The organism is Desulfuromonas sp., from assembly GCF_002868845.1.
In the GTDB taxonomy this organism is placed as follows: domain Bacteria; phylum Desulfobacterota; class Desulfuromonadia; order Desulfuromonadales; family BM501; genus BM501.
On record NZ_PKUB01000052.1, the window covers coordinates 20842 to 44359 of the forward strand.

Consider the following 23518-nt stretch of genomic DNA (forward strand, 5'->3'; position numbering starts at 1 on the left):
AGGATATGATCGTAACCTACAACTGGCTCAATGAATTTGTCGACTTCAATCTCTCTCCGGAGGAGCTGTCCCACCGATTGACCATGGCCGGACTCGAGGTCGATGCCATGGAACGCCTCGGGGACGGGCTCGACAATGTGGTCGTCGCGCGATTGAGTTCAGTGGAGTCTCATCCCGGGGCCGACCGGTTGACCTTGTGCCAGGTGGAGACCGGCAGCGGGACCGTTCCCGTCGTCTGCGGGGCGCGAAACCACAAGGCCGGAGACTTGGTCGCTCTCGCCCAGGTCGGTTCAGTGCTGCCGGGCGATTTTAAAATCAAAAAATCCAAGATCCGGGGCGAGGTCTCCATGGGGATGCTCTGCTCGGAAAAGGAACTGGGTCTTGCCGAGGAGGCCGAAGGAATCATGATCCTGTCGGCGGATTTGCCCCTGGGACAGCCGGTTTTCGAAGCCCTCGGCCTCAAGGACGTCCGCTATGAGATCGGCCTGACGCCTAACCGTCCCGACTGCCTCAGCCTCCTCGGTGTCGCTCGGGAGGTCGCTGCCATGGTGGGCAAACCCCTGAAGATGCCCTCCGTTGTCGTGGAGGAGGGTGGCGGGTCCATCGACTCCCTGACCTCGGTCTCTGTGGAAGAGGCGGGCCTGTGCCCCCGGTATGCCGCACGCCTGATTCGCGGTGTCCGAATCGGGCCTTCGCCCGAATGGTTGGTTCGCCGCCTCGAAGCCGTTGGCCAGCGCTCGATTAATAACGTGGTCGATGTGACCAACTACGTGCTCATGGAACTGGGCCACCCGCTTCACGCCTTTGATTTTAGTCTGCTTCGCCAAGGGCGCATCGTCGTGCGCAGACCCCAGGAAGGGCAGGCCTTCAATACTTTGGACGGCGCTGAAAGAATCCTTGGCAGCTACAACCTTGCCATTTGCGACGGCGTCGGTCCCGTGGCTCTCGCCGGCATCATGGGAGGAGAAAACTCCGAGGTTCAGCCCGAGACCACAGACATCCTCCTGGAAAGCGCTTATTTTAACCCCGTCAGCATCCGGCGATCCAGCAAACGGCTTGGCATCCACAGCGAATCCTCCCATCGCTTCGAGCGAGGTGCGGATGTGGACATGGTGCCCCTCGCTCTCGATCGAGCGGCATCCCTGATCCATGAGGTGGCCGGCGGGGAGATCGCCCGGGGAGTGATCGATATCTACCCGAACCGGATTGAGCCGAGAAGGATTTCCCTGGAGGTCCAGCGCTCCAACCGGATCCTCGGACTCGATCTCGAACAACAGGAGGTCCTTCGGCTTTTGCGTTCCATCGGCCTTGAGGCCGAACCGGCGACCGATCGTGAAGACGAGGCCGTCTATGTCACCGTTCCGACCTTTCGTCCCGACCTTGAGCGCGAAATCGATCTGATCGAAGAAGTTGCAAGGCTTCACGGCTACGACCGCATTCCGGTCACCATGCCGGCCGGGAGAATGATCTGCCACCAGCCCGCCGAACACCAGCGCGGGGTCTCCTCGGTTCGTGAGGCCATGGTGGGGGCCGGTTTCTCCGAGGTGACCAACTACTCCTTCATCGCACCGGGAGCCTGGGACAAGCTGGGCCTGGCTGGGGATGACTCACGTCGCGAAACGGTCCGTATTCTCAACCCTCTCAACGAGGATCAGTCGGTGATGCGCACCAGCCTGGTGCCCAGCCTCCTGGAGAATGTTTCCCGCAACCTGGCCTACAGGTTGGGGGATCTGCGCCTTTTCGAATTGCGTCCTGTTTTTCGACCCCTCGCAGGCGAAGAACTTCCCGAAGAGGGGTTGCGGCTGGTGGCCGCCCTCTGCGGGCGCCGCGAACCGGAGGGATGGGCCCAGGGCGCAGAAAAAGTCGACTTCTTCGACCTCAAGGGGGTGGCAGAAACTCTCCTGGAGAGCTTTTCCCTTAGCGGAGTTCAGTGGCAGAGTGATGCCGGCGAACTTTTTCTTCATCCCGGCAAGAGCTGCTCCCTTTCTGTCAAGGCATCTCAACTGGGTACCCTGGGGGAAGTTCATCCCCGGACTCTTGAAAGTTTCGGCATCGACCAGCCGGTCTTTCTTCTTGATCTCGACTTTGAGGCCCTGCTGAAGGCATCCGGAGAGCGGCCCGGCTTCCGTCCCCTGTCCCGTTATCCGGATACGGAACGGGACAGCGCTCTTTTGCTGGACGAAGAGGTTCCCGCGCAGAGGCTTCTCGATGTGCTCGAAGGCGCCAAAGGCAAATTGGTGGAGGATGTCGTCCTGTTCGACCTGTATCGGGGTAAGGGGATTCCAGAGGGCAAGAAGAGCATTGCCCTGCGGGTGCGTTACCGCAGTGCCGAGAAGACCCTCACCGATGATGAAATCAATGCGGCTCACGAAAAGCTCATAAAAGCCCTCTGTAAAAAGCTCGAAGCTCAGGTTCGGTGAAAAAAGCTATTGAAAACCGAAAATTCATATGATATAAAAGCGCGTAAATTCAATAACCTGTATCCTTCGGGACGGGGGGAGATATGACCAAGGCGGACCTTGTCGAAAATGTATATTTAAAAACGGGTTTTTCCAAAAAGGAATCCGCTGAGATCGTTGAAGAGGTTTTCGACCTGATGAAATTCAATCTCGAGGCGGGTGAAAAGATCAAAATCGCCGGTTTTGGTAACTTTGTGGTCAAGGAGAAGGCAACTCGTCGCGGTCGCAATCCGCAGACCGGCGAAGAGATCGAAATCTCATCCCGCAGGATTCTCACCTTTAAACCCAGCCAAGTTCTGAAAACGGCCATCAATGGCGAAGGGTAGGCCGGCTTCCTCAGGCTGACTTCAGCGCTGGCGATGGACATCCAGATCCCAGACAAGTTGTATTTCAAAATTGGCGAGGTCGCCGACCTTACCGGCGTGAAACCGCACGTTCTGCGCTACTGGGAAAGCGAATTCGGGTCTTTCCGGCCGGTTAAGAGCCGCTCCAAGCAGCGCCTTTACCGGCAAAAGGACATCGAACTCGTCCTCCGGCTCAAGGACCTTTTATACAACCAGGGCTTTACCATCGCAGGTGCCAAACGGGTGCTGCGGGGGGGCGCGATCGAAGAACAGGGGGCGCTGCCGTCGTCCCACGGTTCGGAACGTGCCCTCCTCGATGAGGTGCGCCGGGAACTGCAGGCACTGCGCCGGTCATTGAACTCCGAGCCAGAAGGCCCTTCTGAAGCCTGAATTCCCTTCCACCAGGCGACCGCCGGCGAGGTTTTTTGCTGATACTGGTCACCAACGACGACGGGGTTTTTTCTCCCGGGATTCGCGCCTTGGCAAAGAGCCTTTGCGCCTTAGGCCGTGTCGTGGTCGTGGCCCCGGACCGCGAGCGCAGCGCGGTCAGTCATGCACTTACCCTTCATTCTCCCCTCCGAGCCGAAGAGATTCGTCCCGACATCTTCGCCGTCGACGGCACTCCCACTGACTGCGTCAACCTCGGGGTCCACGGTCTTCTCCAGGAACGTCCGGCCCTTGTGGTCTCTGGAATCAACCGGGGGGGCAACATGGGGGACGACCTCACCTATTCGGGCACCGTCTCCGCAGCCATGGAGGCGACCCTTATGGGCGTTCCCGCCATGGCCGTCTCTCTGGACGGGGAGTCGTTCGGAAGCGATAACTTCAACCGGTCCGCCCGACTCACCCTTTTCCTGGCCCGCAGCATCGTGGAAAAGGGACTGCCTCCCGACACCTTTCTCAACATTAATTTCCCGGCGGCCGAGCCCCGCGGCTTCAAACTGACCCGGCAGGGTAAAAGGCGCTACGGTGAAACGGTCGTGGAGAAGATTGACCCGAGGGGCAAGACGTACTACTGGCTCGGAGGCGGCGAGATGGGGTTTGATAATCTGGAGGGGACCGATTTTCACGCGGTGCATGCCGGATACGTTTCGATTACCCCCCTGCATCTCGATCTGACCAACTACCGCTCTTTCGAGCAGTTGGAATCCTGGGGGCTGGATGCTGTGACCGATTTTCCCGCCGAGCCCGAATCCTGAGGAGTGTCATGGATTATTCAATAGCCCGGCGCAGAATGGTGGAGAAACAGATCCGCGCGAAAGGGATCACCGACCCCCTGGTTCTCGATGCCATGCTTCAGGTCCCCCGTCATCTTTTCGTCGAGGAGGCCTTCTGGGACCAGGCATATGGGGACTTCCCACTTCCCATTGGCGAGAAACAGACTATTTCCCAGCCTTTTACTGTCGCCGCCATGACCGAGGCACTGCAGTTGAGCGGAGTAGAGAGGGTTCTTGAAATCGGAACCGGGTCGGGCTACCAGACAGCCATTTTGGCCCAAATCGTCTCCAAGCTTTATTCTCTGGAGCGCCTCCCCGACCTCGCCCGCAAAGCTCGGCGCATCCTCGATTCGATCGGTTGCGCCCAGGTCCACATTCGGGTCAGCGACGGCACCTGTGGCTGGGAGGAGGCTGCTCCCTTCGACGCCATCATCGTCACCGCCGGCGCCCCGTCCGTCCCGAGCGATTACCTTTCGCAGCTTTCCATCGGGGGTCGGCTGGTCGTTCCCGTTGGCGGGCGCGACAAGCAGGTTCTGCGCCGGGTCAGCCGCCTCGGCGAGCAGGATTACGTCGAGGAGGAACTTCAGGACTGCCGTTTCGTGCCCCTGATCGGCCGCTTCGGATGGCGGGAGGGGGCCTGAAATGAGGCTGATGCGGCGGCTGTACGACTGGGTTCTGCACTGGTCCGACACCCCATACGGTGCAATCGCTCTCTTTCTTCTGGCCTTTGCCGAATCGTCCTTTTTCCCCATCCCTCCCGACGTCCTTCTCCTTGCCCTCTGTATCAGCGTCCCGGCGCGCTCCTTTCGCTTTGCCCTCATCGCCTCCCTCGGTTCAGTTCTGGGAGGAGTGGTCGGTTACGGCATCGGCATGGGGCTCTGGGGGGTCGTGTCCGGTTATTTTTTTCGTTTTATTCCGGGCTTTACCCCCGAGGTCTTCGCCCGCGTCCAGGATCTTTTTGTCACCTATAACTTTTGGGCCGTATTCACTGCCGGATTCACCCCCATCCCGTACAAAGTCATCACCATCGGAGCCGGGGTTTTTCACATCAACTTCGCTGTCTTCCTCTTCGCTTCCCTGCTGAGCCGAAGTCTGAGGTTTTTTCTCGTGGCTGCGATTATCTACCGGTTCGGTCCGGCAACCCGCAATTTTATTGAGAAATACTTCAACATTCTGAGCCTGATTTTCGTTGCCCTCCTGATTCTCGGTTTTGTTGTCATTAAGTTTGTGGGGCACTGAAATGTTTTTCTTTAGGCTTATGCCCTTCAGCATGGGCGGACCCTTTCTATGTCGGATCTGAACGGGAGCCTGTCGCCGGTTCCTTCTTGACGGGCGTGGGGCCTGCCGGCTAGGTTGGATTAAACGGGACTTTACGGAATTGGCTTTGAATCGGAATTTGAGCAAAATTCTTCTGTTGACCTGTCTGACGGCGGTGTTGAACTGGGGATGCTCCAGGCCGAGCGGTATCCACCACACCATTCGTGAAGGGCAGACCCTTTACCGCATCGCCCGTACCTACGAGGTGAACGAGAAGTACCTCGCTCGTCTCAACGGCATCAGCGACCCCACCAGACTGGAAGTCGGGCAGCGGTTGTTCGTCCCCGGCGCCAGCCGTCTCAAAGAGGTCCCATCCACGGTCAAGTCCCCAGAGAAAGGGGCAAAGGCCACTGCGGCCAGTCCCGGCAAGGTTGCCGCCGTTCCGAGGCAGGTTCGCGCCGCTCCTAAAGCCCACCAAAGCAAAGGCCAAAAGGTTCCGCCCCGCCAAGCGCCCCCAAAAACCGTCCCAAAGGCTGCAGTCGCTACTCAGAAGGGGAAGTTCTCATGGCCTCTGCGAGGCAAAATCCTGAGAAGTTTCGACAAGGGGACGACTGAAATCAGCAAGGGGCTGGAAATCGGAACACCGCTCAGCACCCCCGTGTTATCGTCAGCCGCGGGCCAGGTGATCTACAGCGGCAACGGCATCGCCGGTTTCGGCAATCTGATCATCCTGGAACACGACGAGTCGTTCTACACCGTATACGGATTTAATCAGAAGAACCTCGTCGAGACCGGGAAATTCGTCAGCCAAGGGGAGAGAATCGCTCTTTCCGGCCTCCCCCCCCGAGGAGGAACCCCCCGGCTTCATTTTGAAATCCGCCGAGGCAAGAAGGCCGTCAACCCGATTTTTTTCTTGCCATAGAACAGGTCATCTCTTAGACTTTCGTAATCATTTCTCCCTTCTAACCTCATGGAGGATTTTCCGACCATGGACGAAAGCCAATTCGAGTGCCACGATTTTGAAATGGGAGCTGAGGAGGCCGAAGAAGAGGCCGTCGAGTTCCAGGAAGTCGCCAAGAACAAGGAGAAGGAAGAGGAGGAGGCCAAGGAGCGGAAGGCTGCTTTGGACGATCATTCCGATGACGCCATCAAGCTCTATCTCAAAGAAATTCAAAAGACCAACCTGCTGACAGCCGACGAAGAGAAGGAGCTGGCCCGGCGCATCTCCGTAGGCGACATGGCGGCGCGGGAGAGGATGATCGAGTCCAACCTTCGCCTCGTGGTCAAGATAGCCAAACGCTACATGAACCGCGGGTTGCCCTTTTTGGATCTCATCGAAGAGGGGAACATGGGGCTCATCAAGGCGGTCGAGCGCTTCAAGCTGAGCAAGGAGTGCAGGTTTTCCACCTACGCCACCTGGTGGATTCGCCAATCGATTGAACGGGCCCTCGTCAACCAGAGCCGCACCATCCGCCTGCCCGTTCACGTCTCCGACGACATTAATAAATTGATCAAGGTCAGCCGCGAACTCATCCACAAATACAATCGTGAGCCCCATGTCAAAGAAGTGGCCGATGCCATGGGAGTCGAACCCGCCTATATCCGGCGCCTGATGGTTCTGGTCAAGAAGACCTATTCCATTGAGCATCCAATGGGCGAGAGCAACGATTACAGCCTGATGGATACCATCGAGGACCCCAATGCCGTCGACCCGTCCGACCTGATCGAGGGTCTCAACAAGTTCGCCCACGTTACCGAATGGCTTGAAACCCTCAGCGAGAATGAACGGGAGATTCTCACCCTGCGTTTCGGACTCGACGATCGCGAACCCCAGACCCTTGACACTATCGGGCGGCGATTCGGAGTGACCCGGGAGAGGATTCGTCAGATCGAAGCGAAGAGCCTTGATAAGTTGCGCATGATCATGGAAGAGAAGCAGGCCGCCGGAGAGAATACCCCCGAGGAGGCGGACTAGCCCGGGGAGTAGCCAGAAGACTGAGGAGGAGTAGGTTTTGGAAGAGCTGAAAAATATCATCCGGGATATTCCCGATTTTCCAAAGAAGGGGATAGTCTTCAAGGACATCACCACACTCCTGGCCGATGCCAGGAGTTTTCACCGCATGATTGATCTTCTCGCTCACCGTCACGTCGGTGAAAAAATCGACCAGGTTGTCGGGGTGGAGGCTCGGGGCTTTATTCTCGGTGCGGCGCTGGCCTATAAGCTCGGCACCGGAATCACCTTGGTGCGCAAACCGGGAAAGCTGCCCTACAAGACCCGGGAAAAAACCTACCAGCTCGAGTACGGCACCGACACTCTGGAAATCCACGAAGATGCCTTCAAGGCCGGAGACCGGATCATCGTTGCCGATGACCTGCTGGCGACCGGAGGGACCGTGGCTGCCGTCGTCGACCTGGTCGAGGAACTCGGCGCCGAAGTCGTCGAATGCGCTTTAATGGCGGAACTGGAATTTCTCGAGGGACGCAAGCGGTTGCCGGAGGGGAAGGTCTTCAGCCTGCTCAAGTTTTAATTTGGTCTTGCCATGGATCGGGCCCTGCGATATAAAGGGTGGCCTTTCAGGCCCCGTAGCTCAGCTGGATAGAGCGACCGCCTCCTAAGCGGTAGGCCACAGGTTCGAATCCTGTCGGGGCCGCCAAAAACGAAAATGGGCCCGCGAATAGCTTCGCGGGCCCATTGCGTTTATAGGGGAGATCGGGTCTTCCGCTCCGGCTGTCTGGCCTGTTCACACCCCGAAGGGGGAGAGCGGGGCCGACAATGATCGGAGCGTAAACAGGTGCGTAGGTACGCCTGCACATTCGGCGGCCCGACAGAGAGCGATATGAAAGATCATAACCTTGAAATCCTCGATGCAGCCGCCGGAGGAGCACTCGTCCTTACCGTCAATAAGCGGCTCGCTCGCCATCTCCTGTCCCTTTTCTATGTTCGCATGGCATCGCTGGGAAAAATGACCTGGCGGGCTCCGGCAATTATCAGCTTCGACGCCTGGCTGCGCCAGGCCCTGGTTTCACTCGGTGAGGAGGCCCGCCTGCTCGACGGTTTTGCAGCGCTGCGCCTGTGGGAGCAGGCGGTCGAGGACGATTCCGCTGCCTCTGAGCTGGGACTGCTTCAAGTATCCGCCACAGCGAGGCGGGCGATGGAAGCCCACCAGCTGCTCGTCGAGTACGATGCCGACATGGCGGGGCTGCCCTTGAGCGATGATCATCGTGCCTTTGTTCGCTGGCGCAAACGATACCTGGAGGCGTGCGGGAAGGGCGGGTGGCTCGATGCCGCCGATCTTCCGGGCAGGGCATGCGCCGCTGTGGAGCAGGGTGAATTAGCCGCGCCGGGGCGGGTGCTCCTCGCGGGTTTCGACGAGTTGCCTCCCAGGGTAACCGGCCTGATCGCCGGTTTCAGCGCCGCCGGGAGCGTCGTAAAGGAGTTCCCTCCGCCCATCGAACCGAGAGGAGAGCTCGTGCGGATGCCGTGCACCGATGTCGAGGAGGAAGTGCGGCGTGCTGCTCGCTGGGTTCGTCACCTGCTCGATGCCGGAGAAGAAAGGATCGGCATTGTCGTTCCCGACCTGCAGGGATACCGATCCCTGGTGGAGCGGCTATTTCGCGCGGAAATCGATCCGGAAGGCCTTGTTGGCCTCGCCGAAGATGAGACCCGGTTCAGTCTTTCCCTCGGCACCCGGCTTTCCGAGCAGGGGCTGGTCGTGGCGGCGTTGGAGATTCTCGGCGCAGGCTTTTCCTCCCCCCTGGAGACGATCAGCTTCCTGCTGCGCACCCCCTACCTTGGCGGCAGCCAGGCAGAGTCTTTCAGCCGGGCCACGCTCGAGGGGAGGCTGCGGCGTTTCGGCGCCCGGAAGGTGAGTCTGAAGAGGATGAAGGGACTCGCCGAAGGGGAGAGGGAAACGAAGGGACTGGCGCGTTGGGCCAAAATATGTGCTGTCCTGGAGAAAAGCCTCGGGGAGAGGGGAAAGTGTCCTCCCGGCGAATGGGTGAACCGCTTCTCCCGGTTGCTCCAGGGGGTCGGCTGGCCGGGGGACCGTCCCCTGGGCAGCCTCGAGTTCCAGATTTTCAAGGCATGGCGGGAAAAGCTGCTGCCGGCGATGGTCGCTCTGGAGCCTGTCTGCAAGGACCTCGGGCGCGAAGAGGCCCTGTCACTGCTGCGCCGGCTCGCTTCCGAAATCGATTTTCAACCCGAATCGCCGGCGGGCCCGGTGCAGGTGGTCGGCATCCTCGAGGCGGCAGGCCTGCAGTTCGATCACCTCTGGGTGATGGGGCTCACAGAGGATGCCCTGCCGGCTCACCCGCGGCCCAACCCCTTTCTTCCGGTCCATCTTCAGGTCACTTTGGGGATGCCCCACGCCAGTGCTGAGCGGGAACTCGCCTTTGCCCGTCGTCTCAGCGCCAGGCTTTTCGCCGGGGCCCCGAGAGTGATCCTGAGCCACCCCTGCCGGGAGGGGGACCGGGACTTGAGACCGAGCCCCCTTATCGGTTGGATCGATGAGGGAGAGGTTCCTCTCGCCCCTTGCCATGACCCGGAAGAAGCTGTCCGGGCGCAGGCAGTCCCCCTCGAGGGGATCGTCGACAGGCAAGGACCTCCCCTCGGCGCGACAGAGATCGCCACAGGCGGCACCGGCCTGCTCAAGGACCAGGCTCTATGTCCTTTTCGCGCCTTCGCCCATCATCGGCTCGCAGCCAGGGCCCTCGATCGACCGGAAATCGGCCTAGACCTCGGCACCCGGGGAACCCTTTTGCACACTGTGCTGGAGAGGTTCTGGGAACGGACAGGGGACCATGCCGCCCTCTGTTGCCTTTCTCAAGCCCAACTGTTTGAACGGATCTCCGAGTGCATCGAGGCCACGTTCAGTGAGATCTTTTCTGAGTGGGGGCAGGAGGCATCCGAACCCCTTCTGGCGATCGAGCGGTGCCGTCTGGCAGCCCTTGTGGGGGAGTGGCTTGTGAAAGTGGAAAGAGAGAGACCGGCCTTTGTCGTCAAAGAACTCGAAGTCGAGCATAGGGAATCCTTCGGTGGGCTCACCATAAACACCAAGGTCGACCGCATCGACGATATGGCCGGGGGCAGCCGGGTCATCCTCGATTACAAAACCGGCCGGGTCGATCCCGACGATCTGCTCGGCGAGCGCATTCTCGAACCCCAGCTGCCGGTCTACGGCGTCGGCGGCGACAGGGGCAACCTTGCCGGGGTTGCCTTTGCCAACGTGCGACAGGGGGAATGCACTTTCAAGGGGGTTGCCCGGGAGTCCGGGCTTTTGCCGAACGTCGCGGCGCTCGCCGATTCAAAGTTTTCGGAAAAGCACGGGGTCGGCGATTGGAGCGACCTTCTGGCCAGGTGGCGACGTCAGCTGGGAGAGCTCGGGACGGAGTTCTCGGAGGGCGTGGCAGGGGTCGATCCCGTCGATCCGAAGAAGGCCTGCGCTTACTGCGATCTCCACGGCTTCTGTCGCATTGATGATCTCGATTCTCTCGCGGAGGACGCCGAATGAATGCCGGACCCGCACCCATTGCCGACGCCCGAGAGAGGGAGGTCGCGGTCGACCCGAGCCGTTCGTTCATCGTTCAGGCCCCCGCCGGTTCCGGAAAGACCGAACTGCTGATCCAGCGTTTTCTCGCCCTGCTCGGCAGTGTGCGCCGTCCCGAGGAAATCCTCGCCATTACCTTCACCCGCAAGGCCGCCGGCGAGATGCGCTCCCGCCTTCTGAAGGCCCTCGAAATGGCCGAAGAGAATCGCCCGGCCGCCGCCCACGAAGCCCGTACCTGGGAGTTGGCCAGAAAAGCCCTGGAGCGGGACAGGGAGAACGGCTGGCACCTTGCGGAGACCCCCTCCCTGTTGACCATTCAGACCATCGACTCTTTCAATGCTTCTCTTGTCCGCCGCATGCCCTGGGTCTCACGATTCGGGGCGATGCCAAAGGTGTGCGAAGACCCGGAGCCCCTTTACCGGCAGGCGGCCGAAAGAACCCTGGCCGAGCTTGGTTCCGGGGGACGGGGGGGCGCCGAGGTGGCGACGGTCCTCTCTCATCTCGATAACCGAATGGACCTTTTCCGGGACCTGCTGGTCAGCATGCTGCGGCGGCGGGACCAGTGGCTGCGCCATCTTGGAAAGAAGGAGCACGCCCTCTGGCGCCAGAGCCTGGAGGGATCCCTTCGGAGCCTGGTGGAGGGCAGGCTGGGGGAGCTTGCCGGAACCATTCCCGCAGATCTGCGGGACGAACTTATCCAACTCGCCCGCTATGCCGCCACCCGGCTCCCTGGCGGTGAGCGTCCCCTGGCATCTCTTGACGGCCTTGAGACCTTTCCAGGGAGGTCATCGGAAGACCTGCCGTGCTGGAAGGGGCTGGCCGACCTCCTGTTGACCGCCGGGGACGCCCTGCGCAAGCGTCTCGACAGGAACTGCGGTTTCCCGCCGGGCAAAGGTGAGGCGACCTCCATGAAGGAGAGGATGAAGGAACTCCTCGATCGCTTGAGTGCAACGCCTCGGGCCGAGAGCCTGCTCGGCGAAATACGGAGACTCCCGCCAACGGCCTACCCGGACGATCAGTGGCAGATTCTTCAAGCCCTCGTCGATCTTCTCCCCCTGGCCGCCGCCCAGCTGTGGCTGGTTTTCCGCGAAGAGGGCGGCGCAGATTTCGCCGCTATCGCCATGGGAGCCCTCGATTCCCTTTCGGCCGCGGGGGACCCATCAGAGCTCCTTCTCATGCTCGACGCCAGGATCAACCATCTGTTGGTCGACGAATTCCAGGACACCTCATGGCTGCAGTTTCAGCTCCTGGAGAATCTCACCGCAGGATGGTCTCCGGGCGACGGCCGCACCTTGTTTCTGGTCGGCGATCCGATGCAGTCGATTTATCTTTTTCGCGAGGCGGAGGTCGGGCTCTTTTTACGCGCACGCCAAAGAGGCATCGGGTCGGTGGCCCTCGAAGCGCTGACCCTGAGCTCAAATTTCCGCTCCCAGGAGGGAATTGTCTCCTGGGTCAATCGAACCTTTGCCGATCTCTTCCCCGACCGCGAGGACGAGGCCCTCGGGGGGATCGTCTACAGCCCGGCCAGCGCGGTGCACGGTCGGCTCGAAGGGCCCTCCTGTTGCGTCCATCCCTTTTCCGACCGGGACGATTTTGCAGAGGGGCAACAGGTCGCGGCCCTGGCCCGCAGGGCCCTCGAGGGAGACAGTGCCGGAACGGTCGCGGTGCTCGTTCGCGGTCGCACCCATCTTCCGGAAATCCTTATGGCCCTGAAAGAGGAGGGGCTGCGCTACAGCGCCAAGGATATCGACCTGCTCGGATGCCGGCCCGCGGTTCGAGATATCCTCGCCCTGACCCGGGCTCTGCTTCATCCCGCGGACCGTCTTTCCTGGCTGTCGGTGCTGCGCGCGCCATGGTGCGGTCTCCTTCTCCGTGACCTGTACGCCTTGTGCGGAGAGGAACCCTCGCAGACCGTCCCGGCTCTGCTGCGTGATCCCGAGGCGAAAAGCCGTCTTTCCGAAGACGGTCGCGAGAGGGCCGAACGGGTTCAGGGAATTCTTTCTCTCGGGGTGGCCCGGCGCGGCGCAGTCGGTCTGCGGCGTCTGGTAGAAGGCTGCTGGCTGGCTCTTGGGGGCCCTGCATGCAGCGGTTCTGGAAGCGCCAAAGACGTCGAGATGGTCTTTTCCCTCATGGAGAAACTCGACCACGGCGGGGACCTTTTGTCTCTCGACGGCCTCGAGGAAAGCGTAAAGAAACTCTTTGCCGCCTCCGATTCGGGTGCCGACGGCAGGCTGCAGGTCATGACCATTCATAAATCGAAGGGCCTGGAGTTCGACACCGTTATCCTCCCCGGCCTCGGCCGCCCACCGGCAGGGGGCGACAAACCCCTGATGCGTTGGCTTGAACATCCGGATTCCGGCTTGCTTCTCGCTCCGGTCTCGCCCCGGGACGGATCGGCCAAGGATCCGATCTATGAGGCCATCGGACGCCTCGAGCGTGAAAAGGAAGATCTGGAGGTCACCCGGCTGCTCTACGTTGCCGCGACCCGCGCCAGGAAGCGCCTTCACCTCCTCGGGCATGCGAAGCTCAACGGGAAGGGGGAATTCAGTCCTTCCTCCGGGTCCCTGTTAAAGAAGCTATGGCCGGCGGTCGAGAGTCGATTCGCCTCGGCAGACGCTCCGGACAACCCTTCGGATTCAAAAGAAGAGGGAAGGGGAGGGAGCCGGATCTTCCGCCTGCCGTGCGACTGGGCTATGCCCCAACTTGTGCCCGCCCGGATCCAGGTCGGCGGGGCTGTCAGCCAGCCCTCGGATCGCAGAGAGGCTGACCTGCGAGGGGATCCCTTCTCCGGGTGGGAGGCCGAAACGGCCCGCCACGTGGGGACGGTGAGCCATGCCTACCTGGAACGCATTGCCCGGGAAGGGCTGGGAAGGTGGTCGGCAGAGAGGGTGAGGGGAGATGAGACGGCAATCGCCCGCCGGTTGAACGCCCTCGGCGTGCCGGCGTCCGAAATTCCCAGCGGCGTTCGGAAGGTCGTCGATGCTCTGTGCACGGCCCTCGCCAGCACGAGAGGACGGTGGATTCTCGGGGACCGCTCCGATGCCGAAAGCGAGTCGGCCCTCTCTGGCATGGTTGATGGCCAACTCGTTCATGCCGTGATCGATCGAACCTTTGTCGACGACGATGGGGTCCGCTGGGTGATCGACTACAAGACGACGCCCTGTCCGGAGAAGGGGCAGGAGGCGTTTCTGCGTGAGCAGGGAACCATATACGCTGGCCAGCTTGCCGCCTATGGCGCCCTTTTTCGCAGCCTGGAGCTTGGACGAACGATTCGCACAGCACTCTACTTCCCTTTATTTGACGGCTGGTGGGAAGTGGCCTGAATCGGCCAGCGGGGCATTCATCAATCCTCCAGGCCCAATTCCTCCGTCATGCGCAGAACGAAATTTTTCGCCCGACCCGAAGGGGCGAGCATCCCATAAGCCATGGCTTCCTTGAGTTCCGCCTCGCTGGCACCTGCCTGCTTCGCGACCGCGAAGTGTTTGGCCAGTCAGTCGGGGCATCCCACCGCCACCGCACACCCGACCCGAATCAGTTCCCTCGTCCTGGGGTCCAGGACTTCCTCGTATTCGTAATCGAAAACCTTCTGACGGGTTTTCATCCTTTTGCCTCCTATGAACAGGTTTCGGTCAACTGGACCCTCGACTTAGATATGATATCATTGAACCATCGATGCATCCTTAAGCTATCATTCTTTTGTTGTATCTTTGAAGGGAGGCTCGGCATGGCGCAACTGCTCGAGGTTTTGAACAGGGCCCTTGAGGATCAGCGAATCAGCCAGCAGGATTGGAAAACGGTCCTGGAATTAGCCACTGAAAAACGAGAAGTGGTCGTTAACGGGGAAAACGCCAGTCTTTCCCAATTGGTTTCGCTTCTCGAGGGTGGAGGCATCCTCGTCGATGGGGTGCCCCAAGACGAGATCCTGAGAAATCTCGCGGTTTTTGCCTGAAGGTTTTTCCTGCGACTTTAAATTTTTCACACCCTCTGTCCCGTTGCTTCTTTTCCAGAGGGTTTTCTTCGCCCCCAAACGGAAAGCAAAACCCGAAGACTCCTCTTCGGGGCCGGGGAAAAGGGGCAAGGAACGCGTCCGGTAAGAACTGCATCCCGCCCTGCATTGTTCCTGATTTTCCCTTGACACCCCTTGGGCGATCTGGTATCAATACCGGGCTTTTACGGCACAAACAGTTATATGTCGGCCCCGTCGCCAAGTGGTAAGGCAGAGGTCTGCAAAACCTCCATCACCAGTGCGAATCTGGTCGGGGCCTCCAACTAAAAAAAGCCAGCCCCCTCGGGCTGGCTTTTTTCTTTGCCGGGTCGATATGGAGCATTTTTCACCCTTCATCCTAGTGATGTTCACCCTGCTCGGATCCCTGGCCGGCTTTCTTGCCGGCCTCCTGGGCATCGGGGGAGGCATCATTCTGGTGCCCCTGTTCCTCTGGTGTTTTCCCGCCGCCGGATTCCCTTCCGCCCACCTTGTCCATGCCGCCTTCGGGACCAGTCTCGCCATTATTATCCCCACCGCTCTGAGCAGCACCCTCGGTCACTGCAAACGGGGGAACGTCGAATGGCACCAGGTCTTCTACCTGGCCATCGGGGGGGCCGTAGGGGCATTCTCCGGGGGAACCCTGGCCGCCTTTTTGCCGGGAGATTGGCTCAAGTGGCTCTTCGGACTGATGCAAATCACCGTAGCTCTGAAGCTCTTTCTCTTCCATCCCCGCCTTCCTCCCGAACGGATCACACCGGCAGCTCGCCCTACCCTGATCGCGGTCGGGTTGGGGGGAGGAGTCTTTTCTGCGTTTTTCGGTGTCGGAGGCGGCGTGGTCGCCGTTCCGCTGATGGTCATTCTTCTCCAGTTGCCCATTCACCTTGCGGTCGGCAATTCAAGCGCCCTGATTGCCATCTCTTCCTTTTTCGGGGCACTCTCCTACGTTATCCACGGCTGGGGCAGTCCCCTCTTGCCGCCTTTTTCTCTCGGCTATGTCAACCTTCTCGTTGCCGCCCTCGTCGCCCCCGTCACCATGGTCTCCGCCCGAGTCGGAGTCAAGGTTGCCGGGAGTTTCACCCATGATAGACTCGTAAGAGTTTTCGCCCTTCTGCTGGTCCTGGTCGGTCTGCGCATGTTGGTGGTCGCCTTTTTCTGACCGATCGGGACTCGTGCCGCAGAAAGCATCATCACCGTGTGACCGTTGCATCCCGAAGGAGAGGCCATGCATCGCAAAGCCGTCGTAGCCGGGCAGTTCTATCCTGAAAGTGCGACCGCTCTACGGGATATGGTCAAGGGGTTTCTCTCTTCGGAGGTCCCGCCCCGCCCGGCTCTCGGAATCGTCTCCCCCCATGCCGGGTACATTTATTCCGGGGCGATAGCCGGCCAGACCTTTGCCCGGGTCGAGGTCCCCCGGCGGGTCGTTATCCTCGGTCCGAATCATCATGGCTTGGGGCAGCCCGGTGCTGTGTTCCGCGCCGGGGCGTGGGCCACTCCCCTCGGCGAGTCGCTGATCGACGAGGAACTGACCGGTGCTCTTATCGCGCGCTGTCCGGCCCTGGTCGCCGACGAGGCGGCCCACCGTATGGAACACTCCCTGGAAGTCCAGCTGCCCTTTGTTCAGGTCCGCTCGCCCCGTGCTTCGATCGTCCCCATCTGCCTGGCCTCCCTGTCCCTTTCCAGCCTTTTGCAGACCGGGGAAGCCCTCGCGGAGGTCTTGAGTTCCTGTCCCGACGAGGTGCTCATGGTGGCCAGTTCGGACATGACTCACTACGAATCGTCCGAGACCGCCCGGGCCAAGGACATGCAGGCACTCGAGAGAATCGAGGCACTCGACCCAGAGGGGCTCTACCGGGTGGTTCGGAACCGGGGAATAAGCATGTGCGGAGTTCTCCCCGTCGTCGTCATGCTGGCCGCCTCAGTCAGGCTCGGAGCCCGTCAGGCCACCCTGGTGAATTACGGCAATTCCGGTGACGTCACCGGGGACAACGATCAGGTGGTCGGATATGCCGGGGTGGTGATCACTTGACCTCTCCAGGAAAGGGGTTGCCAGGTTACGGGGATTGCAGGTAATATCCGGGGTCGCTCAAAATGCGGCCCCTGTCTTTTGGAACCGGGGGCCGCCCGGCGCAAACACCACTTAATCCGCCCAAGGGAGTTCAAGATGTCCAAGCTGCGTGTTCGCTTTGCCCCCAGCCCCACCGGCTACCTTCACATCGGAGGTGCCCGGACCGCCCTTTTCAATTACCTCCTGGCCCGCAAGGAGGAAGGAACTTTCATACTGCGCATCGAGGATACCGATGTCGCGCGGTCAACGCAGGAGTCGACCGACGCTATCCTTCAGGCCATGGAGTGGTTGGGCCTCACCAGCGACGAGAGGCCGTACTATCAGTCCGAGCGGTTCGACCTTTACCGGGCCAAGGTCGACCAACTTCTCGCCGAGGGCAAGGCCTATCGCTGTTACTGCACCCCCGAAGAGCTTGACGCCAAGCGCAAGACCGCCATGGCCGAAGGCGGAAAGCCCAAGTACGACGGAACCTGCCGGAACCGCCAGGACCAGCCGCAGGGCGTTCCTTTCGTCGTCCGTTTCCGCTCTCCCCAGGAGGGGGAAACGTCCTTTGCAGACCGGATCAAGGGTCCGATCACATTCAGCAACGAGGAACTCGATGACTTGATCATCCAGCGTTCCGACGGGACACCGACCTACAACTTCGTGGTCGTCGTCGATGACGCCGAAATGGGCCTGACCCATGTCGTCCGGGGGGACGATCACATCAACAATACCCCGCGGCAGATCCTCCTCTATCAGGCCCTCGGCTACCCGGTTCCAGAGTTCGCCCACGTGCCGATGATTCTCGGCGCCGACAAGTCGCGACTTTCGAAACGTCACGGGGCGACCTCGGTCATGGCCTACAAGGATATGGGCTACCTCCCCGAAGCGATGGTCAATTACCTTGTACGCCTCGGCTGGTCCCACGGCGACGAAGAAATCTTCTCCATGGACGACCTGGTCGAAAAGTTCAGCCTCGAGAACGTCGGCAAGTCAGCCGGTGTGTTCAACCCGGAAAAGCTGCTGTGGCTCAATGCCCACTACATCAAGACCGGCGATCCCGCCCGCCTCGCGGGACTGCTGGAGCCGTTCCTCGCCGCCGACGGGATCGACCCGAGGGGTGGTCCCGATTTGCAGGCTGTGGTGAAAACTCTTCGGGAGCGCTCGCGCACCATGCTGGAGATGGCTCAAGGGGCGGCTTTTTATTTCCAGAAAGACTTCGCTTACGACGAGCAGGCAGCCGCGAAGTTTCTCACCGAGGACAAACGCCCTGTACTCGAAACAGTGATCCGGCACCTTGAAAAGAGTTCCGATTGGAACGAAGAGGGGATTGGCCAGGCCTTTAAGGCGGTCATGGAAGAGACCGGTCTGAAGCTCGGCAAGTTCGGCCCCTCTATTCGCGTCGCCCTGGCCGGGGGGACCGCGAGTCCCGGAATCTACGAAGTGGCCGTGGTCCTCGGCCGGGAGGAGACCTTGCGGCGGCTGCAGCGCGCTTTAGAAATGCTCTGAGGCGAACTTTGGCGGTTCCCTGAGTCGGGAGGAGGAGGACGTAATTTTCCTCTTGACTTCGTGTCGGCATCTCTGATAAAAATCCATCTGTTTTTGGGGTGTCGCCAAGCGGTAAGGCAGCGGATTCTGATTCCGCCATTCGGGGGTTCAAATCCTCCCACCCCAGCCAGATTCAACCGGGCGTACCCGGCCAACATAACGTACGCGCCTATCGTCTAGCCTGGTCTAGGACACCGCCCTTTCACGGCGGCGACAGGGGTTCGAATCCCCTTGGGCGTACCATATCCAGCTTGCCTGAGGGCAAGCAAAAAGGTGGAGCTATTTGCTCCACCTTTTTTTTTCTCTCGTACGAGACAGCAATAAATAGGCAAGGCCTGGCCTTCATCGTTTTGAAATGTTGACCTTGGAGGGGGAGAGTTGTAAAAAGGTGGTGGGTGGACAATAATGAAAGACAGTTGCGCTTTAATTTACTCCAGTCGTTTCAGCGGATTCTCCTACGGGGAGGAGCATCCGTTCAAGGTGCTGCGCTATCGGTTGACATATGACCTGATTCGGGAACTCGGGCTTCTTGCCCCGCCCGAAGCGCGCGTCGTCTAGTGCCCGCGGGCCCCGGAGGAAGCCCTTCTGTCCTACCACGATGCCGGCTACCTGAAGACCTTGAAGGAGTTCAGTCGCGCAGCTACGCCCCGAGCCAATTTTCTTTACGGCCTGGGAGACGTGGAGAATCCTGTTTTCCCCGGCGTATATGAATGGTCCCGCCTGGGGTGCGGGGGCACCCTCGAGGCGGCCCGCCAGGTCGTTGAGGAGAATTGCCGGGTTGCCTTCAATGTCGCCGGGGGGTACCACCACGCTCACCGGGCCAAGGCCTCCGGTTTCAGTTACCTGAACGACGCCGTGGTCGCCATTCTCAGTCTTTTGGACCGGGGCCTTCGGGTCGCCTATGTCGATATCGACGCCCATCACGGAGACGGGGTCCAAGAGGCATTTTACGATACCGACCAGGTCCTGACCATCTCGCTTCACGAAACCGGAGACGATTTCTTCCCCCAGACGGGCTTCACCCACGAATTGGGGCGCAACGCAGGATACGGGTACTCCATCAACGTGCCTTTCTCTGCCCATGCCGACGACCTCATATTCGAGCAGGCCTTTCGAAGAATCGTTCTTCCCTTGATCGAGGGATACCGGCCCGATGTGCTCGTCACCCAACTCGGTGTCGACAGCCTGCGGACCGACCCCCTGACCCGACTTGAGTGCACCACCGGTGCCATCGAATATGCCGCCCGCAGTTTTGCAGGCACTGGACTGCCCTGGGTCGCTCTGGGCGGGGGGGGGTACGATGAAGTCAACGTGGCTCGAACCTGGACCCTGGTCTGGGCGATCATGGCGGGCATCGAGGTGCCGGACCGGTTGCCCGGCCGGGTTGTCCGGAGGCTCAAAGAACTCGGGTACGCCAGCGACCTGTTGCGGGACGAGCCGCGTCTGGCCCATCCCGATGACTTCGCCCGGGCTCAAGCGAACCTGGAGCAGCACCTGGCTTTTCTCGAACGGAGAGTCTTCCCCCTGTTCGGCCTGACTCCCGGAGAAACGCCATGAGCCGCCTGGGAACCCCCCATCTGCTCGGCCCTGACGGTCTTCCCCTGTTCTCGTTGAGGGATATCAACCGTCTGCCGGTGAGTGCCAAGGAGGGCATTTACCGTGCTCTGATTCCGGTGCCGATCTATGATCGCCTGGGGATCGATTCGGGAGACCTTCGTGGCAGGGACGGTCGATCCAAGGTAAAGTTCATCTGCCCCCCGGGGCTCGGGGTGACTCGGGTCGAGGTCCGGATGGATCCGGAGGACAGGGACTGTGTCTTCTTTGTAGAAATTGCGGACACGCCCTATGGGCAGATTGAACTCTCCTTCTGCCTGATCAACGATCCGGCGGCCCCCCGTTTCGACATCGACGTCGATCCCTCGGGCCGGGAAAACTCTTTCGGCACCCTGCGCCGCAACGTCCCAGAGGAAGTCGGGGCCATGAACCACGGCCTCTCCCCCAACCAGGTGCGCGCCGGGCTGAAAATGTTCTCACCCTTTTTCGCCCAGTTCGAGCGGTTTGTCGATGCGCTCGGGATCGATACGATCGTGGCCGAGCCTCTGTCGTACAACAATGCCCTGCGCTACGAGAAATACGGTTTCGATTACATCACCGGCAAACAGCTTATGCTCTGGATTGACCGAGAGTTTCGTCCCGGCGGAACGCTCTTCCGGAGTCTGGACGGGTCGACCCCTTTCCGCAGGCAGGGTTCCTAAAAGACCGTCAAGGGCCGCAGCTGGGCCATTCATGACGGCATTCTGGAGCGGCCATGGGACGGCGTCAAAATATATAAGACCCTCGGTGTTGATGCGGGGATTGACACCTTTGCCGACCGGGTCTGAACTCTCTTCACCGAAAAGGACGAACCGATGCACGAGAACCAGGACGTCAAATCCCTAGACCCACAGAATTTCGTTCTCTGGACGCCGCCGAAAGATGCCACCGTGGAGGTCGGGCCCGAGCAGAACGAAGTCCCTTTGCCCAAGGTCCCTCTTCCCGTCAAACAGGAAGACCTCTCCGATGGTGAGCCCGATTCCAACGCCATCGGGCAGGGCCTGTACGATTACCTGCGGCAGTTTCCCGATTGTGAGTTCAATACAGTCTATGCAGGGCTGCTGAGGGATGCCTTTCCGCACTTCATCGCAGACATGGGAGCCCAGATCGTCATGCTGGAGCACAAAGAGGTCGACGCTCCCTATGTGCGGCGCAAAATCACCTACATGAAAATTCTCTCCCTGCTCGATCCTGAAAACCCCGGCCTGCTTCAGCGACTCGGGATATCTTTTTTCGATGTGGGCACAATGTTCTCCGAATTAGACAACTGCCGTCTTGATCTCCTCAAGGCGCTCGGCTACCTGCAGCGTTCCCTCAAATATCTGCCCAACGATCCCACAACCCTCAACTACCTCGGGCAGATCGATTTTTTCCTTGGTGATTTCCCCGGTGCCGCCCGCCGGTGGCAGGGGGTTGTCGATCGACTGGAGGCCGGCCCGACCCGGGATGCCCTTGAGAGCCGCATCGAACAGATCCTGCAGCAGGAAATCCCCGACCACCCGCTGATCGACGATCTAGAAGCGGCCGGAGAGGCGCTTAAGGCCTGCGGTGAAAAAGATTTTGAAACCGCCCGCCAGATTCTTGAGCGGCTCGAGGAAGAAGGGGTGTTCTTGGAGAACTTTTCTTCACCTCAATTCTTTTACCTTCTCGGGGTATGCCGGGAAAAGGGTGGCGATCTCGGCGGGGCATTCGAGGCCTTTGAAAAAGCTCTGGAGATCGACCCGGACATGGAAAAGGCCATCAAGGGCAAAGACCGAATCATTGACGGGGGAGGGATCTGAAATGGATAGTTTCGGCATTGGTGACCTGGTCTTTATTCTTTTTATTGCCGGGGTGATATACGGCATCCTGACTCTTGTGAATCGCCCCGGGAATGGGAAGGGCGGACCCGGGGCCTGACGCGGCGAGGTGCCAGGGAATCCTGTTTTTTCTACAGGGCGATCTCAGGCATTGGATCGGTCTGTCGGGAAAAGACCCGGTTGTTTTTGATGCGTGATCCTGTTAGTATTTCTAATTATTTGAAATGGATTAGAAGAATTGTTTTTTGCGGCTTGGGGATTGATGGGACGTCTTGCTCTGACCTTCTTTTTAGGGGTGCTGCTTTTCATGCCCCCTGCTTCTGCGCTCGGGCAGGACGCAGAGATCCTCACACTCTGGCCCCTGATCGATTATCGTCGTACCGAGGATTCCGACTTTGTCAGTTTCCACCTGCTCGGGCCTCTCTTCAGTTATCAAAGGACTCTGGAAGAGACCCGTTACGGCCTGCGCCCTCTTTACCACCACGTCCGAAACGCGGAGGGGAAATACCGGTACAGCGAATTCCTTTACCCTCTAGCTTCTCGCAAGGCGGAGCCGAAACGGACTTTCTTCCAGGGATTGCACCTTCTCAACTATGACTTCGGCCGGATGGGTGACCCGCAGGAAGACGAGTTTCTCCTCTTTCCCTTTGTGTTCTATCGCAAAACCGACCAGGAGGGGGAGGGTTACCTTGCCATCTTTCCCCTGGGAGGCAAGATTACCAACCGGTTCGGCAGGGACGAGATTCAGTTCGCTCTCTTCCCTCTCTACAGCCGCACCCAAAAGAAGGGCACCACGGTGACAAATGTCCTGTGGCCCATTGGAGCGCGCATAGAGGGGGAAAACGAATCGGGTTGGAAATTCTGGCCGCTGGCAGGGGCCAGTCAAAAGGAGGGTGTTTACAGAAAACGCTTTTATCTCTGGCCCTTTTATTTCGACTACCGGCTGGCCCAGGATACAGAAGCGCCCCTTCACCAGAGAATGTTCTTTCCCTTTTTTTTCGGGGAGGACTCGCCGCAGCGGGTTTCCCGGACCTATCTCTGGCCCTTTTTCAGCCACATTCAGGACAGGGCCAAGGGATACGAGGAATGGAATCTCCCCTGGCCCATCTTTCGGGTCGCCGAAGGCGGAGACAAGGAGATCCAGCGATTCCTTCCCTTTTACGCCGACGAGAGGGGGGAGGGGTACCGCAAGCGCTGGTTCCTCTGGCCGCTTTACAAAATCGAGGAGACCGAGACCGAGTTCTACCAAAGAAGGCGCGACCGGGTGCTGTTTTTTCTGTATTCGGACCTGAAGGAGCAGACCTACGGGGAAGACGGAAAGAATAAGAGACGCACTGCCTTTTGGCCACTATTCAGCTATGAGGAGAACGACGGAGTTAGCCATTTTTACACCCTTTCGCTCCTCGAGCCCTTCTTTCCAGAAAGCGGCGGCATCGAGCGCAACTGGTCGCCCCTGTGGCGCCTTTACCAGCGAAAATGGGACCGTCACGGCAACGAGATGTCCTCCCTGCTTTGGAACCTTTACTGGAAGGAGCGCCGCGGGGATGACCTGGCTCTGGAGATTTTCCCCCTGCTCTCTTTCAGGAGGGACGTGGAACGAGGGGTCGACTGGTCGCTTTTGAAGGGGCTTTTGAGATATCGCAGCGGCCCCGAGGGTAGAAGGGTCAACCTGTTTTACCTGCCTTGGGGACTGCCCCTCGGAAAGGGCTAAGGCCCAAGGATA

Annotated in this window: 20 protein-coding genes, 4 tRNA genes and 1 pseudogene; 24 read left to right on the top strand and 1 reads right to left on the bottom strand. The window is 59.8% G+C overall.

Annotated elements, in window-relative coordinates; genetic code table 11:
- The first annotated feature begins 5 nt into the window (after positions 1 to 5).
- The 12 genes from pheT to C0617_RS15830 all read left to right on the top strand — a co-directional run bounded on the left by pheT (position 6) and on the right by C0617_RS15830 (position 14146).
- Positions 6 to 2420 carry a phenylalanine--tRNA ligase subunit beta gene (gene pheT / locus C0617_RS15775; protein ID WP_291317998.1) on the top strand — a complete coding sequence of 805 codons (2415 nt, stop codon included), beginning with the start codon at positions 6 to 8 and terminating at the stop codon, positions 2418 to 2420.
- Positions 2421 to 2503: 83 nt separating this feature from the next.
- Complete coding sequence (locus tag C0617_RS15780; protein ID WP_291317999.1) at positions 2504 to 2785, top strand: integration host factor subunit alpha; 282 nt, start codon at positions 2504 to 2506, stop codon at positions 2783 to 2785.
- Between the two features lie 33 nt (positions 2786 to 2818).
- Entirely contained in the window at positions 2819 to 3193 is a 375-nt protein-coding gene (locus tag C0617_RS15785; protein WP_291318000.1) for a MerR family transcriptional regulator, read from the top strand.
- Between the two features lie 35 nt (positions 3194 to 3228).
- Entirely contained in the window at positions 3229 to 4002 is a 774-nt protein-coding gene (gene surE, locus C0617_RS15790; RefSeq protein ID WP_291318001.1) for a 5'/3'-nucleotidase SurE, read from the top strand.
- Between the two features lie 8 nt (positions 4003 to 4010).
- The gene (locus C0617_RS15795; RefSeq protein ID WP_291318002.1) at positions 4011 to 4661 is read left to right on the top strand and encodes a protein-L-isoaspartate(D-aspartate) O-methyltransferase; all 651 of its coding nucleotides are present in this window, start codon (positions 4011 to 4013) and stop codon (positions 4659 to 4661) included.
- A 1-nt stretch (position 4662) separates the two neighbouring features.
- On the top strand, positions 4663 to 5259 hold the full coding sequence (locus C0617_RS15800) for a YqaA family protein (protein WP_291318003.1): 597 nt from the start codon (positions 4663 to 4665) through the stop codon (positions 5257 to 5259).
- Between the two features lie 157 nt (positions 5260 to 5416).
- Positions 5417 to 6199: a M23 family metallopeptidase gene (locus tag C0617_RS15805; protein ID WP_291318004.1), complete on the top strand. Its 783-nt coding sequence runs from the start codon at positions 5417 to 5419 to the stop codon at positions 6197 to 6199.
- 102 nt (positions 6200 to 6301) lie between these two features.
- Entirely contained in the window at positions 6302 to 7252 is a 951-nt protein-coding gene (locus tag C0617_RS15810; RefSeq protein WP_365889456.1) for a sigma-70 family RNA polymerase sigma factor, read from the top strand.
- Between the two features lie 37 nt (positions 7253 to 7289).
- Entirely contained in the window at positions 7290 to 7805 is a 516-nt protein-coding gene (locus tag C0617_RS15815; protein WP_291318006.1) for an adenine phosphoribosyltransferase, read from the top strand.
- Between the two features lie 49 nt (positions 7806 to 7854).
- Positions 7855 to 7931: transfer RNA gene (locus C0617_RS15820), tRNA-Arg, on the top strand.
- A 183-nt stretch (positions 7932 to 8114) separates the two neighbouring features.
- A complete protein-coding gene (locus C0617_RS15825) occupies positions 8115 to 10787 on the top strand; it encodes a PD-(D/E)XK nuclease family protein (protein ID WP_291318007.1) in 2673 nt (890 codons plus the stop codon).
- The gene (locus C0617_RS15830; RefSeq protein ID WP_291318008.1) at positions 10784 to 14146 is read left to right on the top strand and encodes a UvrD-helicase domain-containing protein; all 3363 of its coding nucleotides are present in this window, start codon (positions 10784 to 10786) and stop codon (positions 14144 to 14146) included. The genes C0617_RS15825 and C0617_RS15830 overlap by 4 nt, the downstream gene beginning before the upstream one ends.
- 20 nt (positions 14147 to 14166) lie before the next feature.
- On the opposite strand, the gene C0617_RS15835 is transcribed toward C0617_RS15830, so the two are convergent.
- Entirely contained in the window at positions 14167 to 14424 is a 258-nt protein-coding gene (locus C0617_RS15835; RefSeq protein WP_291318009.1) for a GSU3128 family (seleno)protein, read from the bottom strand.
- A gap of 123 nt (positions 14425 to 14547) precedes the next feature.
- Between C0617_RS15835 and C0617_RS15840 the strand changes: the two genes are divergently transcribed.
- From C0617_RS15840 to C0617_RS15895, 12 genes and pseudogenes are all read left to right on the top strand, one after another.
- Positions 14548 to 14772 carry a hypothetical protein gene (locus C0617_RS15840; RefSeq protein WP_291318010.1) on the top strand — a complete coding sequence of 75 codons (225 nt, stop codon included), beginning with the start codon at positions 14548 to 14550 and terminating at the stop codon, positions 14770 to 14772.
- A 245-nt stretch (positions 14773 to 15017) separates the two neighbouring features.
- Positions 15018 to 15091: transfer RNA gene (locus tag C0617_RS15845), tRNA-Cys, on the top strand.
- Positions 15092 to 15142: 51 nt separating this feature from the next.
- Positions 15143 to 15964 (top strand): sulfite exporter TauE/SafE family protein, encoded by an 822-nt coding sequence (locus C0617_RS15850; protein WP_291318011.1) that lies wholly within the window; start codon positions 15143 to 15145, stop codon positions 15962 to 15964.
- A 66-nt stretch (positions 15965 to 16030) separates the two neighbouring features.
- A complete protein-coding gene (amrB, locus tag C0617_RS15855) occupies positions 16031 to 16834 on the top strand; it encodes an AmmeMemoRadiSam system protein B (RefSeq protein WP_291318012.1) in 804 nt (267 codons plus the stop codon).
- A 135-nt stretch (positions 16835 to 16969) separates the two neighbouring features.
- Complete coding sequence (gltX, locus tag C0617_RS15860; RefSeq protein ID WP_291318013.1) at positions 16970 to 18364, top strand: glutamate--tRNA ligase; 1395 nt, start codon at positions 16970 to 16972, stop codon at positions 18362 to 18364.
- A gap of 94 nt (positions 18365 to 18458) precedes the next feature.
- A tRNA-Gln gene (locus C0617_RS15865) sits at positions 18459 to 18533 on the top strand.
- A gap of 35 nt (positions 18534 to 18568) precedes the next feature.
- Positions 18569 to 18646, top strand: a tRNA-Glu gene (locus C0617_RS15870).
- Between the two features lie 162 nt (positions 18647 to 18808).
- Complete coding sequence (locus C0617_RS15875) at positions 18809 to 18961, top strand: hypothetical protein (RefSeq protein WP_291318014.1); 153 nt, start codon at positions 18809 to 18811, stop codon at positions 18959 to 18961.
- An 18-nt stretch (positions 18962 to 18979) separates the two neighbouring features.
- Positions 18980 to 19960 (top strand): annotated as a pseudogene (locus C0617_RS15880) (acetoin utilization protein AcuC); the annotation flags it as partial.
- The gene (locus C0617_RS15885) at positions 19957 to 20658 is read left to right on the top strand and encodes a hypothetical protein (protein WP_291318015.1); all 702 of its coding nucleotides are present in this window, start codon (positions 19957 to 19959) and stop codon (positions 20656 to 20658) included. The pseudogene C0617_RS15880 and the gene C0617_RS15885, both read left to right, overlap by 4 nt.
- Before the next feature lie 153 nt (positions 20659 to 20811).
- Positions 20812 to 21777 (top strand): hypothetical protein, encoded by a 966-nt coding sequence (locus C0617_RS15890; RefSeq protein WP_291318016.1) that lies wholly within the window; start codon positions 20812 to 20814, stop codon positions 21775 to 21777.
- A 325-nt stretch (positions 21778 to 22102) separates the two neighbouring features.
- The gene (locus C0617_RS15895) at positions 22103 to 23506 is read left to right on the top strand and encodes a hypothetical protein (protein ID WP_291318017.1); all 1404 of its coding nucleotides are present in this window, start codon (positions 22103 to 22105) and stop codon (positions 23504 to 23506) included.
- The last annotated feature ends 12 nt before the right edge of the window (positions 23507 to 23518 follow it).